Origin of the sequence: Enterococcus sp. AZ009, assembly GCF_050548785.1 — a bacterium.
Classification (GTDB): Bacteria; Bacillota; Bacilli; order Lactobacillales; family Enterococcaceae; genus Enterococcus_D; species Enterococcus_D entomosocium.
On the sequence record NZ_CP172960.1, the window covers coordinates 251,261 to 267,274 of the forward strand.

The 16,014-nt window shown below is 44.2% G+C and carries 15 protein-coding genes; 11 read left to right on the forward strand and 4 right to left on the reverse strand.

The window, feature by feature from the left end; all coding sequences use genetic code 11:
- Positions 1–48: 48 nt before the first annotated feature.
- The 7 genes from IGJ74_RS01165 to IGJ74_RS01195 all read left to right on the forward strand — a co-directional run bounded on the left by IGJ74_RS01165 (position 49) and on the right by IGJ74_RS01195 (position 8,062).
- Complete coding sequence (locus IGJ74_RS01165) at positions 49–1,659, forward strand: ABC transporter ATP-binding protein (RefSeq protein ID WP_005232559.1); 1,611 nt, start codon at positions 49–51, stop codon at positions 1,657–1,659.
- Entirely contained in the window at positions 1,652–2,803 is a 1,152-nt protein-coding gene (locus IGJ74_RS01170; protein ID WP_242691830.1) for an ABC transporter permease, read from the forward strand. The genes IGJ74_RS01165 and IGJ74_RS01170 overlap by 8 nt, the downstream gene beginning before the upstream one ends.
- Positions 2,803–3,756 (forward strand): ABC transporter permease, encoded by a 954-nt coding sequence (locus IGJ74_RS01175; protein WP_005232556.1) that lies wholly within the window; start codon positions 2,803–2,805, stop codon positions 3,754–3,756. The genes IGJ74_RS01170 and IGJ74_RS01175 overlap by 1 nt, the downstream gene beginning before the upstream one ends.
- A 194-nt stretch (positions 3,757–3,950) precedes the next feature.
- The gene (gene deoB / locus IGJ74_RS01180) at positions 3,951–5,117 is read left to right on the forward strand and encodes a phosphopentomutase (protein WP_005232555.1); all 1,167 of its coding nucleotides are present in this window, start codon (positions 3,951–3,953) and stop codon (positions 5,115–5,117) included.
- A gap of 10 nt (positions 5,118–5,127) precedes the next feature.
- On the forward strand, positions 5,128–5,946 hold the full coding sequence (locus IGJ74_RS01185) for a purine-nucleoside phosphorylase (RefSeq protein WP_008376402.1): 819 nt from the start codon (positions 5,128–5,130) through the stop codon (positions 5,944–5,946).
- Between the two features lie 25 nt (positions 5,947–5,971).
- Positions 5,972–6,676, forward strand: a complete 705-nt coding sequence (gene deoD, locus IGJ74_RS01190; protein ID WP_005226852.1) for a purine-nucleoside phosphorylase — start codon at positions 5,972–5,974, stop codon at positions 6,674–6,676.
- 198 nt (positions 6,677–6,874) lie between these two features.
- Entirely contained in the window at positions 6,875–8,062 is a 1,188-nt protein-coding gene (locus tag IGJ74_RS01195) for an iron-containing alcohol dehydrogenase (RefSeq protein WP_005232552.1), read from the forward strand.
- 52 nt (positions 8,063–8,114) lie between these two features.
- On the opposite strand, the gene IGJ74_RS01200 is transcribed toward IGJ74_RS01195, so the two are convergent.
- The 4 genes from IGJ74_RS01200 to rpiA all read right to left on the reverse strand — a co-directional run bounded on the left by IGJ74_RS01200 (position 8,115) and on the right by rpiA (position 11,152).
- The gene (locus IGJ74_RS01200) at positions 8,115–8,762 is read right to left on the reverse strand and encodes an SGNH/GDSL hydrolase family protein (protein ID WP_005232551.1); all 648 of its coding nucleotides are present in this window, start codon (positions 8,760–8,762) and stop codon (positions 8,115–8,117) included.
- Between the two features lie 101 nt (positions 8,763–8,863).
- The gene (gene gpmA / locus IGJ74_RS01205) at positions 8,864–9,550 is read right to left on the reverse strand and encodes a 2,3-diphosphoglycerate-dependent phosphoglycerate mutase (protein WP_005226871.1); all 687 of its coding nucleotides are present in this window, start codon (positions 9,548–9,550) and stop codon (positions 8,864–8,866) included.
- 194 nt (positions 9,551–9,744) lie between these two features.
- Entirely contained in the window at positions 9,745–10,326 is a 582-nt protein-coding gene (locus IGJ74_RS01210; RefSeq protein WP_005226873.1) for a recombinase family protein, read from the reverse strand.
- 151 nt (positions 10,327–10,477) lie between these two features.
- Positions 10,478–11,152 carry a ribose-5-phosphate isomerase RpiA gene (gene rpiA / locus IGJ74_RS01215; protein WP_087664788.1) on the reverse strand — a complete coding sequence of 225 codons (675 nt, stop codon included), beginning with the start codon at positions 11,150–11,152 and terminating at the stop codon, positions 10,478–10,480.
- Between the two features lie 304 nt (positions 11,153–11,456).
- On the opposite strand from rpiA, the gene rpsL reads away from it, so the two are divergent.
- The 4 genes from rpsL to tuf all read left to right on the forward strand — a co-directional run bounded on the left by rpsL (position 11,457) and on the right by tuf (position 15,912).
- The gene (gene rpsL, locus IGJ74_RS01220; protein WP_003127956.1) at positions 11,457–11,870 is read left to right on the forward strand and encodes a 30S ribosomal protein S12; all 414 of its coding nucleotides are present in this window, start codon (positions 11,457–11,459) and stop codon (positions 11,868–11,870) included.
- Positions 11,871–11,940: 70 nt separating this feature from the next.
- Positions 11,941–12,411, forward strand: coding sequence for a 30S ribosomal protein S7 (gene rpsG, locus IGJ74_RS01225; protein ID WP_003127957.1), 471 nt, complete (start codon positions 11,941–11,943; stop codon positions 12,409–12,411).
- Positions 12,412–12,491: 80 nt separating this feature from the next.
- Positions 12,492–14,576, forward strand: coding sequence for an elongation factor G (gene fusA / locus IGJ74_RS01230; protein WP_005226900.1), 2,085 nt, complete (start codon positions 12,492–12,494; stop codon positions 14,574–14,576).
- A 148-nt stretch (positions 14,577–14,724) separates the two neighbouring features.
- On the forward strand, positions 14,725–15,912 hold the full coding sequence (gene tuf / locus IGJ74_RS01235) for an elongation factor Tu (protein WP_005226902.1): 1,188 nt from the start codon (positions 14,725–14,727) through the stop codon (positions 15,910–15,912).
- The last annotated feature ends 102 nt before the right edge of the window (positions 15,913–16,014 follow it).

The following is a 16,014-nucleotide window of genomic DNA, read 5'->3' on the forward strand; positions in this document are numbered from 1 at the left end:
GGATAGTAATCATCCTAAGCAATAGCAATTATTTTTTTGACATGACGAATGGTTTGTATAAGCGAATTAGAAAGTAAGGATGTGAGTAATTTGGCTGAGGAAAAATATGTTGTAGAAATGCGTCATATCACCAAAGAGTTTGGAACGTTCAAAGCCAATGACGATGTCAACTTGCAAGTAAGGCCGGGAGAAATCCACGCATTGCTTGGTGAAAATGGAGCGGGCAAGTCGACCTTGATGAATATGCTGTCAGGATTATTGGAACCAACATCTGGTGAAATCTGGATGAATGGTGAAAAAGTGAATATCACGAGTCCGACCGCAGCAAACAAATTGGGGATCGGTATGGTGCATCAGCATTTCATGCTGGTAGACGCCTTTACTGTAACAGAAAATATCATTTTGGGAAGCGAACCCCATCATCTCGGTGTGTTAGATCGCAAGAAAGCCCGCAAAGAAATCAAAAAAGTTTCTGAACAATATGGTTTATCGGTTGATCCAGATGCCTATGTGCGTGACATCTCTGTCGGGATGGAACAACGGGTAGAGATCTTGAAGACTCTTTACCGCGGCGCAGATGTACTGATTTTTGATGAACCAACGGCAGTTTTGACACCGCAAGAAATCGAAGAGCTGATCGAAATCATGCGCGGATTGGTGCGCGAAGGGAAATCGATCATCTTGATCACCCACAAACTGGATGAGATCAAAGCGGTGGCAGACCGTTGTACAGTTATCCGTCGGGGACAAGGGATCGGCACTGTCAATGTCAAAGACGTCAGCTCCCAACAGTTGGCCGATATGATGGTTGGTCGTTCTGTGTCCTTCAAGACACCGAAGAAAGAGGCGTCACCAAAAGAAGTCGTGCTTTCTGTTGAAAACTTAGTTGTAAAAGAAAACCGTGGCTTAGAAGCAGTCAAAAACTTAAGCTTAGAAGTACGTGCAGGTGAAGTATTGGGGATTGCTGGTATCGATGGCAATGGGCAATCAGAGCTGTTACAAGCCATCACTGGTTTACGGAAAGTCGAAAGCGGCAAGGTCTTGCTGAATGGCGATGACATCACCAACTTCAAGCCTCGGAAAGTCACCGAAGCCGGCGTTGGTCATGTGCCAGAAGACCGCCATAAATACGGGCTTGTCTTGGATATGATGTTATCAGAAAACATCGCCTTGCAAACCTACTACAAAAAACCTTTGAGTAATGCAGGTGTCTTGGATTATGGAGAGATCAACGAGTTTGCTCGTGACTTGATTCAAGAATTTGATGTACGAACAGTCAATGAGATCGTACCGGCACGGGCATTGTCCGGCGGGAATCAACAAAAAGCGATTATCGCACGAGAAATCAGCCGCGATCCTGATCTATTGATCGTTGCCAATCCGACCCGTGGGTTGGATGTCGGAGCGATCGAATTTATCCACAAACGCTTGATTGAACAGCGGGATAAGTTCAAAGCGGTATTGTTAGTCAGCTTTGAATTAGATGAAATTTTGAATGTATCAGACCGCATTGCTGTTATTCATGCTGGTGAGATCGTTGGGGTCGTTGATCCGAAAGAAACATCAGAGAAAGAGCTTGGCTTGTTGATGGCAGGGTACTCCTTGGAGGAAGCAAGACGAGAGCTGCAAATGGAGGAAGTAGGTGGTTCGGTTGAATAACCGCAAAGAAAAGATCCGCAATATATTAGTGCCGATCATCGCTGTCTTGTTGGGATTCGTCCTTGGCGGAATCATCATGGCGGCCTTCGGCTACAGCCCGATCACAGGGTATACACAAATGTTCCGGACCGTTTTTATCAACGGACAAACAGGTGGATTAAATGCCCGCAACATTGGTGAGATTTTTGTTACAGCAGGACCATTGATCTTTACCGCTCTTGGATTTGCCGTTGCAAACTCAGCGGGATTCTTCAATATCGGTCTTTCTGGTCAAGCGCTAGCAGGTTGGGTTGCCAGTATCTGGGTCGCACTAGCGATGCCGGATGCGCCTCGGTTGGTGGTCTTGCCATTAGCCGTGATCGTAGGGGCGTTATGCGGGGCGATCGCAGCTGCGATTCCTGGGTTCCTACGGGCATTCTTTGGTACGAGTGAAGTCATCGTGACGATCATGATGAACTATATCTTGCTTTATACGGGGAACCATTTAGTCAATAATGTGATGAGCGAATCCATGATCACGACAAAAGGGGTCACGAAAATGGTGGGGGAAAATGCCTCCATGCAGACCCCGTTTCTAGCAAGCATCACGAGCAACTCTCGCTTGAACTTGGGGATCCTCTTGGCCTTGATCTTCTTAGTTTTGGTTTGGTTCTTGATGAAAAAAACCACTCTTGGTTATGAGATCCGCGCGGTGGGCTTGAACCCAAGCGCTTCTGAATATGCTGGGATGAGTAGCAAACGGACGATCATTATCTCCATGATCATCTCTGGAACACTTGCCGGATTAGGTGGAGTCGTTCAAGGACTAGGAACGTTTGAAAACTTCTTCGTTCAAGGGTCATCATTAAGCATCGGATTTGACGGTATGGCTGTATCCTTGTTAGGAAGCGGCTCATCGATCGGAATCTTGCTTTCAGCCCTCTTGTTCAGTATTTTGAAATTAGGTGGACAAGGCATGCAGTTTGCAGGTATTCCATCTGAATTAGTTGATGTTAATATCGCAATTATTATTTTCTTCGTAGCGATCAGTTTTGTGATTCGTTTCTTGTTGGCAAAAATCTTTGACGGCAAAAAAGAAGCGCTGGTCGTACAGGAGATTGAAGCCCAACCAAACGATCAAGATCAGGAAGGAGGAACCATCTAATGGATATTAGTTTAATTTCTTCGATCGTCACTCAAACATTGATTTATGCGTCTCCTCTGATTTTGACGGCGCTAGGTGGCGTGTTCTCAGAGCGAAGCGGGATCGTTAACGTGGGTCTTGAAGGAATCATGGTTATGGGTGCTTTTAGCTCGATTGTTTTCAATATTGAATTTGCGTCACAATTTGGTGCGTGGACACCGTGGTTAGGGATGCTCGTCGGCGGACTTGTCGGTGTGGTTTTCTCCTTGCTGCATGCGGTGGCAACCATCAACTTCCGTGCAGACCACATCATCAGTGGTACGGTGATGAACTTGATGGCACCAGCTTTGGCCGTGTTCTTAGTTAAAGCGATCTACAACAAAGGGCAAACCGATAACATCCAACGGACATTGGGGTATTTCAATTTCCCGATTCTTAAAGATATTCCTATCATTGGCCCGATTTTCTTTAATCAAACGTTCTTACCGGCGTACTTCGCCATTTTGATCTCAGTGATCGCGTGGTTCGTGATTTTCAAAACACGCTTTGGGTTGCGTCTTCGTTCTGTCGGTGAGCATCCTCAAGCAGCTGATACCTTAGGGATCAATGTTTACGTGATGCGTTACTCAGGCGTCTTGATCTCTGGATTCCTTGGTGGGATGGGCGGTGCCTTGTTTGCTCAATCGATCGCGGGTCGCTTTGCTGTGACAACGATCGCCGGTCAAGGGTTTATCTCGATGGCTGCGATGATCTTTGGTAAATGGAATCCACTTGGTGCGATGGGAGCAGCGATTTTCTTCGGTTTCGCGCAAAACATCAGTATCGTAGGTGGCCAGCTGCCAATCATCTCTTCCATTCCAGCAGTTTACTTACAAGCTGCGCCTTATGCCTTGACGATCATCGTGCTCGTTCTTTTCCTTGGAAAAGCTGCTGGTCCGAAAGCTAACGGGAAGAACTACATTAAATCTAAATAATTTTTTCAGTATGAAAGGGTGGGGCTATGGGACATGAATGTGTTGCTGTGTCCTGCCCTTTTTCTATCCTCTGGGTGAAAGGAAAGCGTCAGGAAATTTCCAAAGCAACCCAGCGCAATTTTTGCTTAAGTTTAGTATGATAGAGGTAGTAGATCCGCTTGTAAAAGCATAAAATAAAGAAAGTAGGGAATAGAATGTTTAAACGTGTACACTTGATCGTGATGGATTCAGTCGGAATTGGTGAAGCACCTGATGCGGCAGCTTTTGGTGATGTCGGTTCAGATACATTAGGCCATATTGCAAAAGAAGCAGGCTTAACGATCCCTCACTTGGAACAATTAGGCCTAGGTACGATTCGTCCTTTAGAAGGCGTAAAGGCGGTAGCTGACCATGATGGGTATGCAACCAAATTGGAAGAAGTTTCTGTTGGGAAAGATACGATGACGGGTCACTGGGAGATCATGGGCTTGAATATCCAAAAGCCTTTCCGCGTATTTCCAGATGGGTTTCCCGATGAATTATTGCAACAGATCGAAGCGTTCTCTGGACGCAAAATCGTCTGCAATGCGCCGTATTCTGGGACAGCAGTCATTGATGACTTTGGCGAACATCAAATGAAGACCGGGGATCTGATCGTTTACACTTCGGCTGACCCAGTGTTGCAGATCGCCGCTCATGAGGAAATCATTCCATTAGAAGAATTGTATCGTATTTGTCAGTACGTTCGGGATATCACGAAAGATGAGCCGTATATGATCGGCCGCATCATCGCGCGTCCTTATGTCGGTGAGCCTGGAAACTTTACTCGTACGAGCAATCGTCATGACTACGCACTCGATCCATTTGGCCATACAGTGTTAGATTCATTGAAAGAAGCTGGAAAAGACGTGATCGCCGTTGGGAAAATCAATGATATCTTCAACGGGCAAGGAATCACCGATTCTGTACGGACGAAGAGCAATATGGACGGTGTGGATCAATTACTGAAGGTGATGAAACAAGACTTTACGGGTCTAAGCTTTACGAACTTAGTCGACTTCGATGCGCTTTATGGTCACCGTCGCGATGTCGTAGGGTATGCCCACGCCATTGAAGATTTTGATTTGCGTATTCCAGAACTCTTAGAAGCAATGGGAGACGAGGATCTGCTGTTGATCACAGCTGACCACGGCAATGACCCAACCTTTACGGGAACGGATCACACGAGAGAATATGTGCCATTACTAGCGTACAGCAAGAAATTCCAAGGCCAAGGAAAATTGCCACAAGGCTACTATGCGGATATTTCCGCAACGATCGCTGAAAACTTTGGTGTTTCAGCTACAGAAAACGGAACTAGCTTTTTAAAACATTTAAACTAGAGGTGATGAAATGACAACGTTACATGAGAAATTACAAGAAACAACGGCATTTATCAAAGGAAGCGGCGTCGGTGAAGTGGAATTTGGCTTGATTTTAGGTTCTGGCTTAGGGGAATTAGCCGATGAGATCGAAAACCCAATCGTGTTGCCTTATAACGATATCCCGCATTTTCCTGTTTCGACAGTGGTCGGTCATGCTGGACAATTGGTCTATGGAACATTAGCTGGGAAAAAAGTCTTAGCGATGCAAGGACGATTCCATTATTATGAAGGCCATTCGATGCAGACGGTCACTTACCCCGTCCGTGTGATGGCGGCATTGAAAGCTCATTCTTTAGTCGTGACCAATGCCTGTGGCGGTGTGAACGAAAGCTTCCAGCCTGGAGACTTGATGTTGATCACCGATCAAATCAACTTTATGGGGGACAACCCACTGATTGGTGAAAACGAAGAAGAAATGGGTCCACGTTTCCCAGATATGAGCCAAGCTTACCATTTGCCTTATCGGGAAGCGGCACAAAAAGTTGGCGCATCAAAAGGATTGCACTTAAAAGAAGGCGTCTATATGGGCTTCTCAGGTCCTACGTATGAAACGCCAGCAGAGATCCGCTTTGCTCGGACGATCGGTGCCGATGCTGTCGGTATGTCGACTGTCCCAGAAGTGATCGTTGCTGTTCACAGTGGCTTGAAAGTCTTAGGTGTTTCTTGCATCACAAACTTGGCTGCTGGTATGCAAGCGAGCTTGAATCACGAAGAAGTCGTGGAAACGACGGAACGGGTCAAGGCAGAATTTAAAGCGTTGATCAAAGAAACGTTAGCAGTACTATAAAAAGCAGACCAAAGGAGAAAAACGAATGAGCGTTCATATCGAAGCAAAAGCAGGCGAGATCGCAGACAAAATCTTGTTACCAGGTGATCCACTGCGGGCGAAATATATTGCTGAAACATTTTTAGAAGACCCGATCTGTTACAACAATGTTCGGGGAATGTTGGGCTATACAGGCGTTTATAAGGGCGAGCGGGTCTCTGTACAAGGAACCGGCATGGGCATGCCTTCAGCGAGCATCTATGCCCATGAATTGATCAACTCTTACGGCGTGAAGAAATTGATTCGGGTCGGTACGTGTGGTGCCATCTCAAAAGATGTCCACGTGCGTGATCTTGTGATTGCCCAAGCGGCAGCAACAAGTTCATCGATGGTGGCAAAAAACTTCCAAAGTTTCCATTTCCCACCAATCGCTGACTTTGCACTGCTGCGTAAAGCCTATGATACAGCGATTGAATCAGGATTTACGACCCACGTCGGCAACATCTTATCTGAAGATACCTTCTACAAAGATGACATGACGGAAACGTTACAGTTGGCAGACCTTGGAGTGATGGGTGTTGAGATGGAAGCCGCAGCCTTATACTATTTAGGGGCGAAATTCCACGTTCAAACCTTAGCGATCTGTACTGTCAGCGACCACATCATCACTGGAGAAGAAACAACGCCAGAAGAAAGACAAACGACGTTTAACGACATGATCAAAGTTGGCTTAGAAACAGCGATTGCGTAAAAAAGATACCACAGGATCGGTGCATGAACGATGCGAGGGCTGCTTGCTTTTGAGAGAGCAAGCAGCCAAATCGTATTGGTTTGCATGCAACCGAGAATGTGTTATCTTTTTTTGTTGGCAAAAAGCCACGAAGAAGCGTTGCACTTTTGCCAGAAAATGGTTTAATGAAAAGAAAAGGTGTAAAAAGGAGACGAGACAATGAATAATTTTACGTTTCATGTAACGACGGACATTCGTTTTGGGAAAGACCGTCTGAACGAATTGCCAGAAGTACTGAATACATTTGGAAAAAACGTCTTGCTAGTCTATGGTGGCGGCAGTATCAAGAAAAACGGCTTGTACGATGCAGTCATGGCGCAATTGACTGCCAACGGCAATCAAGTCACTGAATTGACTGGTGTCGATCCAAATCCACGAATCGAAACCGTTCGTCAAGGAGCCGCTCTTTGTCGTTCAGAAAAGATCGACGTCATTTTAGCTGTTGGCGGCGGTTCTGTAATTGATTGCAGCAAAGTGATTGCTGGGGCGGCTTGCAGTGAGCAAGAGCCTTGGGACTTAGTACTTTCCAGAAGCTATCAAGGACCAGCGATTCCATTAGTAACGATCTTGACCCTTGCGGCTACCGGCAGTGAAATGAATCGCGGCGCAGTGATCTCTAATCTAGAAACGAAACAAAAACTTGGCGTTCACGGACCCGAATTTTTACCGAAAGTATCCTTTTTAGATCCAACAACGACCTTTAGTGTCAGTCGTTATCAAACGGCTGCCGGTTCAGCGGATATCATGAGCCATCTGATTGAAAATTATTTCAGTAAAACAGAAGGAACAGATGTCCAAGACGGTGTAGCAGAAGGATTGCTAAAAGCAGTCATTAAAAATCTGCCCATCGCATTAAAGGATCCCTCGGACTATGACGCACGGGCGAATTTGATGTGGGCGAGCACCTTAGCCTTAAATGGTTTGACTGGAAGCGGCAAGGGTGGTGCATGGTCTTGTCATGCGATGGAGCATGAGTTGAGTGCGTTTTATGACATTACCCATGGCATCGGCTTAGCGATCCTGACCCCACGCTGGATGCTTCATGTATTGAATGAAGAAACGGCGCCGAAATTTGCGCGTTTTGCCAGAGAAGTCTTTGGTGTCCAAGAAGCAGTGCCAGAATTAGCTGCCCGAATGGGGATTCAAAAACTGTATGACTTTTTTGCTTCTTGCGATATTCCGATGACTTTGCCAGAAGTGGGAATCGCCGATGACACTCATTTTGCTGAAATGGCGGCTCAAGCAGTTCAATTCAGCTCTATTGCAACAAATGCGTATGTACCGCTACAAGAAGAAGACGTGATCGCAATCTACCAAGATTCCTTGACTCCTTCAACCTATCTTTAATCATTAAACAGACCGTTCCTGCGACTTGGTTGTCGCGGAGCGGTCTGTTTATTTACCCTTCAGAAGAAAAAGCCAAACGGGCCATTAGCTGATTCGCAATCAAGGCGTGTCCTGCAGGAGTAGGGTGCACACCGTCATCGCCTGTCAGTGCCTGTGGGGAGCTAGCGACGGATGCTTCGGCAAACAAGCCATCCAGCGGCAGCAGTTGACAATGAAAGGCGGCAGCTAAGCGACGAACGATTTGGATTTTCGGATCAAGATCGATCCGCCAGGTTTGGCGATCTTCAGGATATGGCAATACAAAAGGTTCCAGCAAGAAAATACGCGTGATCCCCTGTTGGGTCACTTGTTCCAGAATTTGACGGTAGGTTGCCTCAAAGGACGTTGCCGCAGCTTCTGAACCAAAATCGGGACCACCGGCATTGTGCCACGTGTCGTTGATCCCAATCATAAAGACCAAGACGTCAGGCGCTAATTGGAGGCAATCTTCTTGGAGACGGGCTAAGACATCGGCAGCTTTATTGCCGCCGATCCCGCGGTTATAAAAGGTAAAGCCCGCAGTGGGGAATTTCTCTGCCAGCTGATCGGCAACGAGACGGGCAAACCCATGTCCTAAATCGTGGGGGTCTTGGCGATCACGATCGCAATCTGTGATGCTGTCACCTAAAAATAAAACGGTATCATTTTTGACTAGTTTCATAATAAGCTCCTTTCGAGTATGCCCTCAATTATAAAAGAGGGGGGAGAAAATGCCAATAAAAAAACTGCCCTTTGGTTAAAAAGGGCAGCGATAAGCGAGGCTTATAAGTAGTATTTTTTCGCAACAGTCAAATCATCGTTCAATTCATAAACAAGTGGTTGACCAGTTGGGATCTCAAGATCCATGATATCTTCGTCAGAAATACCTTCGATATGTTTTGCTAATGCACGTAGAGAGTTTCCGTGAGCCGCAACTAAGACAGTTTTGTCGTCTTTTAATGCTGGGGCGATTTCATCTTGCCAGAAAGGCAATGCACGTTCTAAAGTAACTTTTAAGTTTTCTCCACCAGGTACGTCGCGAGGGTCAAGCATTGCATAACGACGGTCGTTTGCAGCAGAACCTTCATCTGAAGCTTCCATCAATGGAGGTAAAACATCGTAAGAACGACGCCAGATGTGTACTTGTTCGTCACCGTATTTTTCAGCAGTTTCTTTTTTATTTAAACCTTGTAATTTACCGTAATGACGTTCGTTTAAGCGCCATGATTTGATCGTTGGTACCCAAAGTTGATCAGAATATTCTAAAATGTAATTACAAGTTTTGATGGCACGAGTTAAAACAGATGTGTAAGCAACGTCAAATTCGATGCCTGCTTCTTTGATTTTACGTCCGCCTTCGATTGCTTCTTCGACACCTTCTGGCGCTAGATCAACATCAGCCCAACCGGTAAACTGGTTTAATTTGTTCCATTCGCTTAGTCCATGACGAGAAAATACTAATTTTGGCATGTAAAACTCTCCTTTAGATATTCGATATTTTTCTGAAATTTTCAATTCCGTATTTATTGTACACTCTTTCTCAAAGAATTTCCATGGTTTTGGAGGAAAAGCTGGGGGAAAACGCCATTCTTAAGGAAAAACAAAAGGGGATCATTAAAAAGAGGACCGCTTTTGTTTCATGCTGTTCTAGGGGGAGTCGACAACTATGAACGTAACTTGTTCCATTCTTCTTCGGATAATTTTATGTATTTATAGCATGTACCTACAGAAACACCGCATTTTTCAGAAATATATTGAATCGTTTCTTTTTTTTCGTAGTACAATTGACGGATTTTTTTAATCGTTTTTGGATCGATTTTTGGACGACCGCCAATTTTGCCTTTTTTGCGGGCTTTATTTAAGCCGACCAGCGTGCGCTCTTTGATGAGTGAGCGTTCCATGATCGCAAGTCCTTCCATTAAATTGAAGTAAACCTGTCCCATCGGACCGCGGGTATCGATTTGTTCTGCCAGTGAAACCAGATGAAGCTCTCGCTGTTTTAATAGATCAGTGAGATCGGTCAGCTGTCTGGTCGTTTTCCCTAAACGATGCAGTTCCGTAACGACTAAGGTGTCGCCGGGCTGCATTTGTGCCACCACTGACTCCAATGAATGATTTTCTTCACTTTCTTCCACGCTAAATGTCTCATGGAAAAATTCATGACACCCAAATTCTTCGAGCTTGTTTAATTGTTCACTTGTTGAGTTGTCGGTGATCGTTGAACGAGCATAGCCTATGATTTTCATAAACCCTCCTACCTTTCCCTTTTTATTGAATGTATCATAATTATTTCTTAAATGATAGGGTAATTTGCACAAAAAATAATAAAAATTAAGTCGATTGAAGAAAAATAACGAAAAAAAGAGAAGCATTTTTGCTTCTCCTTTTTTGTTTCCTTTATCTAACGTGCTTGGTACTCGGTCCTTCAGGCAATCCGACAATGATCGTATGAACCATATCCAAAAACAGACCGTGTTCAACCACGCCCACTGTAGCATCTAATTCCTGTGCCAACTCAGTAGGAGCGGTGATCATTTCTAGATGAAGATCGATGATGTAATTGCTGCAATCGGTTTTTAACGGTTCGCCTTCTTCATTCAGACGCAGTTTTGGATGGTAGTTTTTCTTCTCGAACAGACGCAACAGCTGTTGGCTGCCATAAGGGATCACTTCCACTGGCAACGGGAAGGCACCAAGTGTTTCGACCATTTTCGATTCATCAACGATCCACAAAACTTTTTTGGAGTTAGACGCCACGATTTTTTCGAATAAAAGGGCTGCACCGCCGCCTTTGATGCCATGATAATCCTTGCTGATCTCATCTGCACCGTCGATCGTTAGATCCACAGCGTCCACTTCATCGATGGTGCGAATCGGGATACCTAATCCTTCTGCTTGTTTTTTCGATGCCCAAGAAGTTGGGACACCAGTGATCGATAGACCTTCTTCTTTTACACGTCGACCCAGTTCTTCAATCATGTAGTAGGCTGTTGAGCCAGTGCCCAAGCCAACGACCATGCCATCTTTTACATAACTAGCCGCTTCAATGCCGACCATTTCTTTTAGGTTCATTTTCTTCCCGCCTTTTTTAAATAAATGCTTTGTCTCTATTATATAGGAAGAAGCGCAAAATTTGCGGATTTTTTCGTAACAGATTTCTTTTGAAAAAAGCTTGGGAGGATACTTGACAGGTAAGAATAAGCATGATATTCTATCAAAGGTGCTTTATCTACAGGTCTCTCGTTGGAGACGTGCTGACTGTCTATCAAAGCATAGTTGATATGAATGCAGAGAATGCATTATTTTTTATCGCAAAAAAAGAACCACCTGGATGTGTGGGACTATAAAGCGAATCAAGGAAGGAGGACAACTAGGGATGCCTACAATTAATCAATTAGTACGTAAACCTCGTAAATCCAAGGTTGAAAAATCAAATTCACCAGCATTGAACAAAGGATATAACAGTTTCAAGAAAGCTCAAACGAATGTTAACTCACCTCAAAAGCGTGGGGTAGCTACTCGTGTGGGAACTATGACACCGAAAAAACCGAACTCAGCTCTACGTAAATATGCGCGTGTTCGTTTGTCAAACTTGATTGAAGTGACAGCTTATATTCCAGGTATCGGACACAACTTACAAGAACACAGCGTGGTCTTGTTACGTGGTGGACGTGTAAAAGACTTACCAGGGGTACGTTACCATATCGTTCGTGGTGCATTGGATACTGCCGGTGTTAACGATCGTAAACAATCTCGTTCTAAATATGGTACAAAACGTCCTAAAGCTTAATCTTTAAGACAAACAGATCAAATGAATCTTATTTAAATCAGAACTGATATCTCGGAAGGAGGAGTTACGGATGCCTCGTAAAGGTCCTGTTGCAAAACGTGATGTTTTACCAGATCCTATTTATAACTCAAAATTAGTAACTCGTTTGATCAACCGTGTAATGGTTGATGGTAAACGCGGTGTTGCTGCAAATATTATCTACAATGCTTTTGGCATTATCAAAGAATCTACAGGAAATGATCCATTGGAAGTTTTCGAACAAGCAATGAAAAACATTATGCCTGTATTGGAAGTTAAAGCTCGCCGTGTCGGTGGTTCTAACTACCAAGTACCAGTAGAAGTACGTCCTGAACGTCGTACAACTCTAGGTCTTCGTTGGGTGGTAAACTACGCTCGTTTGCGTGGCGAACACACAATGGAAGAACGTCTTGCAAAAGAAATCATGGATGCAGCAAACAACACTGGTGCTTCTGTGAAAAAACGCGAAGACACACACAAAATGGCGGAAGCCAACCGCGCATTTGCTCACTATCGTTGGTAAGATCCTCACTGCTTTTTATTGGAAGGTACTGAGACAACCTTAGCTTAAGTTAAGTAAGAATGAGAGGGGAACAACCTAGAATGGCAAGAGAATTTTCGCTAGAAAAAACTCGTAATATCGGGATCATGGCCCACGTTGACGCTGGTAAAACAACGACAACTGAACGTATCCTTTATTACACAGGTAAAATCCATAAAATTGGTGAAACACATGAAGGTGCTTCTCAAATGGACTGGATGGAACAAGAACAAGAACGTGGGATCACAATCACTTCTGCTGCGACAACTGCGCAATGGAAAGAAAACCGCGTAAATATCATCGACACACCAGGACACGTGGACTTCACAATCGAAGTGCAACGTTCATTGCGTGTACTTGATGGTGCTGTAACTGTGTTGGACTCACAATCAGGTGTAGAACCTCAAACAGAAACAGTTTGGCGTCAAGCGACAGATTACCGCGTACCACGTGTTGTATTCTGTAACAAAATGGACAAAATTGGTGCAGACTTCTTATACTCTGTATCAACTTTACATGATCGTTTACAAGCAAATGCTCACCCAATCCAATTACCAATTGGTGCGGAAGATGACTTTACTGGTATTATCGACTTAGTAAAAATGAAAGCTGAAATCTACACAAATGACTTAGGAACTGAAATCCAAGAGACTGAAATTCCTGAAGAATATGTAGAATTAGCTGAAGAATGGCGCGAAAAATTAATCGAAGCTGTTGCTGATACTGATGAAGAACTAATGATGAAATTCTTGGAAGGTGAAGAAATCACTGAAGAAGAATTGAAAGCTGGTATTCGTCAAGCAACATTGACTGTTGACTTTTTCCCTGTTCTTTGTGGATCTGCCTTTAAAAACAAAGGGGTTCAATTGATGTTGGATGCAGTCATCGACTACTTGCCTTCACCACTTGATGTTCCTGCGATTAAAGGGATCAATCCTAAAACAGACGAAGAAACTGATCGTCCGGCTGACGATGAAGCACCATTTGCTTCATTAGCATTTAAAGTAATGACTGACCCATTCGTAGGCCGTTTGACATTCTTCCGTGTGTATTCAGGTATCTTGAACTCTGGATCATACGTATTGAATGCTTCAAAAGGCAAACGCGAACGTATCGGTCGTATCCTACAAATGCACGCCAACACACGTGCTGAAATCCAAACAGTATACTCAGGCGATATCGCCGCTGCTGTTGGTTTGAAAGACACAACAACTGGGGATACACTATGTGATGAAAAATCACCAGTAATCCTTGAATCAATCGAATTCCCAGAACCAGTTATCGAAGTCGCTGTTGAGCCTAAATCAAAAGCTGACCAAGATAAAATGGGGGTTGCTTTACAAAAACTTGCTGAAGAAGATCCATCATTCCGTGTGGAAACAAACGCTGAAACAGGCGAAACTGTTATCGCTGGTATGGGAGAACTTCACTTGGACGTCTTAGTTGACCGTATGCGTCGCGAATTTAAAGTTGAAGCAAACGTAGGTGCGCCTCAAGTTTCTTATCGTGAAACATTCCGTGCAGCAACACAAGCGGAAGGTAAATTTGTACGTCAGTCTGGTGGTAAAGGTCAATACGGTCACGTATGGGTCGAATTTACACCAAACGAAGAAGGTAAAGGCTTCGAATTCGAAAACGCGATTGTCGGTGGTGTGGTTCCTCGTGAATACATCCCAGCAGTTGAAAAAGGACTTGAAGACTCAATGGCGAACGGTGTCTTAGCCGGTTACCCATTAGTTGACATCAAAGCAAAACTTTATGATGGTTCATACCATGATGTCGATTCAAGTGAAACTGCCTTCCGTGTTGCAGCTTCTATGGCTTTACGTGCTGCAGCGAAGAAAGCAAATCCAGTAATTCTTGAACCAATGATGAAAGTAGTTATCACTGTACCAGAAGATTACTTAGGTGATGTTATGGGTCACGTAACTGCTCGTCGTGGACGCGTAGAAGGAATGGAAGCACACGGTAACTCACAAATCGTGAACGCAATCGTGCCATTAGCTGAAATGTTCGGTTACGCAACAACACTTCGTTCATCAACACAAGGTCGCGGTACGTTCATGATGACATTTGATCACTATGAAGATGTACCTAAATCTGTTCAAGAAGAAATCATCAAGAAAAACGGCGGCAAAGCTGAATAATTGATGGAAGTATAGGAAATTAAGTAAAAAGCTATATTTTTTTCTGAGTTTCGTGTACAATATTATCGATGATAAGGGATGGGGAGCTGCGGCTCCCTACCTATCAAATATAAAAAATAAACTGCATTTTTAGGAGGAACATTTTAAAATGGCAAAAGAAAAATTTGACCGTTCTAAACCCCACGTAAACATTGGTACGATCGGACACGTTGACCATGGTAAAACTACACTTACAGCTGCTATCACAACTGTATTATCTAAAAAAGGTTTGGCTCAAGCTTCAGCTTACGACCAAATCGATGGCGCTCCAGAAGAACGCGAACGCGGAATCACAATCTCAACTGCTCACGTTGAGTACGAAACTGAAGCACGTCACTATGCTCACGTTGACTGCCCAGGACACGCGGACTACGTTAAAAACATGATCACTGGTGCTGCTCAAATGGACGGCGCGATCTTAGTAGTATCTGCTGCTGATGGTCCTATGCCTCAAACACGTGAACACATCTTGTTATCACGTAACGTTGGTGTACCATACATCGTTGTTTTCTTAAACAAAATGGATATGGTTGATGACGAAGAATTACTAGAATTAGTTGAAATGGAAGTTCGTGACTTATTGTCAGAATATGACTTCCCAGGCGACGATGTTCCTGTAATCGCTGGTTCTGCTTTGAAAGCTCTTGAAGGCGATGCTTCATACGAAGAAAAAATCATGGAATTAATGGCTGCAGTTGACGAATACGTTCCAACTCCAGAACGTGACACTGACAAACCATTCATGATGCCAGTCGAAGACGTATTCTCAATCACTGGACGTGGTACTGTTGCTACAGGCCGTGTTGAACGTGGACAAGTTCGCGTTGGTGACGAAGTTGAAATCGTTGGTATTGCTGAAGAAACTGCTAAAACAACTGTAACTGGTGTTGAAATGTTCCGTAAATTGTTAGACTATGCTGAAGCAGGGGATAACATTGGTGCATTGCTACGTGGGGTTGCTCGTGAAGACATCCAACGTGGACAAGTATTAGCTAAAGCTGGTACAATCACACCTCATACAAAATTTAAAGCTGAAGTTTACGTTTTAACAAAAGAAGAAGGTGGACGTCACACTCCATTCTTCACTAACTACCGTCCTCAGTTCTACTTCCGTACAACTGACGTAACTGGTGTTGTTGAATTACCAGAAGGAACTGAAATGGTTATGCCTGGTGATAACGTAACAATCGACGTTGAATTGATCCACCCAATCGCTATCGAAGACGGAACTCGTTTCTCAATTCGTGAAGGCGGACGTACTGTTGGTTCAGGCGTTGTAACTTCAATCCAAGCTTAATTTGATTGATCGAAGAGCAAAAGCGTACGCGCTTTTGCTCTTTTTTTTTGACTCGTAGAACCAAAAAAGAGCCGCCATCTCTAGCGTTGACGAATCCACTGC

Excerpts from the sequence above, each read along its gene's own strand:
- IGJ74_RS01165 (WP_005232559.1), top strand. The coding sequence starts at position 49 with ATGGTTTGTATAAGCGAATTAGAAAGTAAGGATGTGAGTAATTTGGCT.
- IGJ74_RS01175 (WP_005232556.1), top strand. The coding sequence starts at position 2,803 with ATGGATATTAGTTTAATTTCTTCGATCGTCACTCAAACATTGATTTAT.
- deoB (WP_005232555.1), top strand. The coding sequence starts at position 3,951 with ATGTTTAAACGTGTACACTTGATCGTGATGGATTCAGTCGGAATTGGT.
- IGJ74_RS01185 (WP_008376402.1), top strand. The coding sequence starts at position 5,128 with ATGACAACGTTACATGAGAAATTACAAGAAACAACGGCATTTATCAAA.
- deoD (WP_005226852.1), top strand. The coding sequence starts at position 5,972 with ATGAGCGTTCATATCGAAGCAAAAGCAGGCGAGATCGCAGACAAAATC.
- IGJ74_RS01195 (WP_005232552.1), top strand. The coding sequence starts at position 6,875 with ATGAATAATTTTACGTTTCATGTAACGACGGACATTCGTTTTGGGAAA.
- IGJ74_RS01200 (WP_005232551.1), bottom strand. The coding sequence starts at position 8,762 with ATGAAACTAGTCAAAAATGATACCGTTTTATTTTTAGGTGACAGCATC.
- gpmA (WP_005226871.1), bottom strand. The coding sequence starts at position 9,550 with ATGCCAAAATTAGTATTTTCTCGTCATGGACTAAGCGAATGGAACAAA.
- IGJ74_RS01210 (WP_005226873.1), bottom strand. The coding sequence starts at position 10,326 with ATGAAAATCATAGGCTATGCTCGTTCAACGATCACCGACAACTCAACA.
- rpiA (WP_087664788.1), bottom strand. The coding sequence starts at position 11,152 with ATGAACCTAAAAGAAATGGTCGGCATTGAAGCGGCTAGTTATGTAAAA.
- rpsL (WP_003127956.1), top strand. The coding sequence starts at position 11,457 with ATGCCTACAATTAATCAATTAGTACGTAAACCTCGTAAATCCAAGGTT.
- rpsG (WP_003127957.1), top strand. The coding sequence starts at position 11,941 with ATGCCTCGTAAAGGTCCTGTTGCAAAACGTGATGTTTTACCAGATCCT.
- fusA (WP_005226900.1), top strand. The coding sequence starts at position 12,492 with ATGGCAAGAGAATTTTCGCTAGAAAAAACTCGTAATATCGGGATCATG.
- tuf (WP_005226902.1), top strand. The coding sequence starts at position 14,725 with ATGGCAAAAGAAAAATTTGACCGTTCTAAACCCCACGTAAACATTGGT.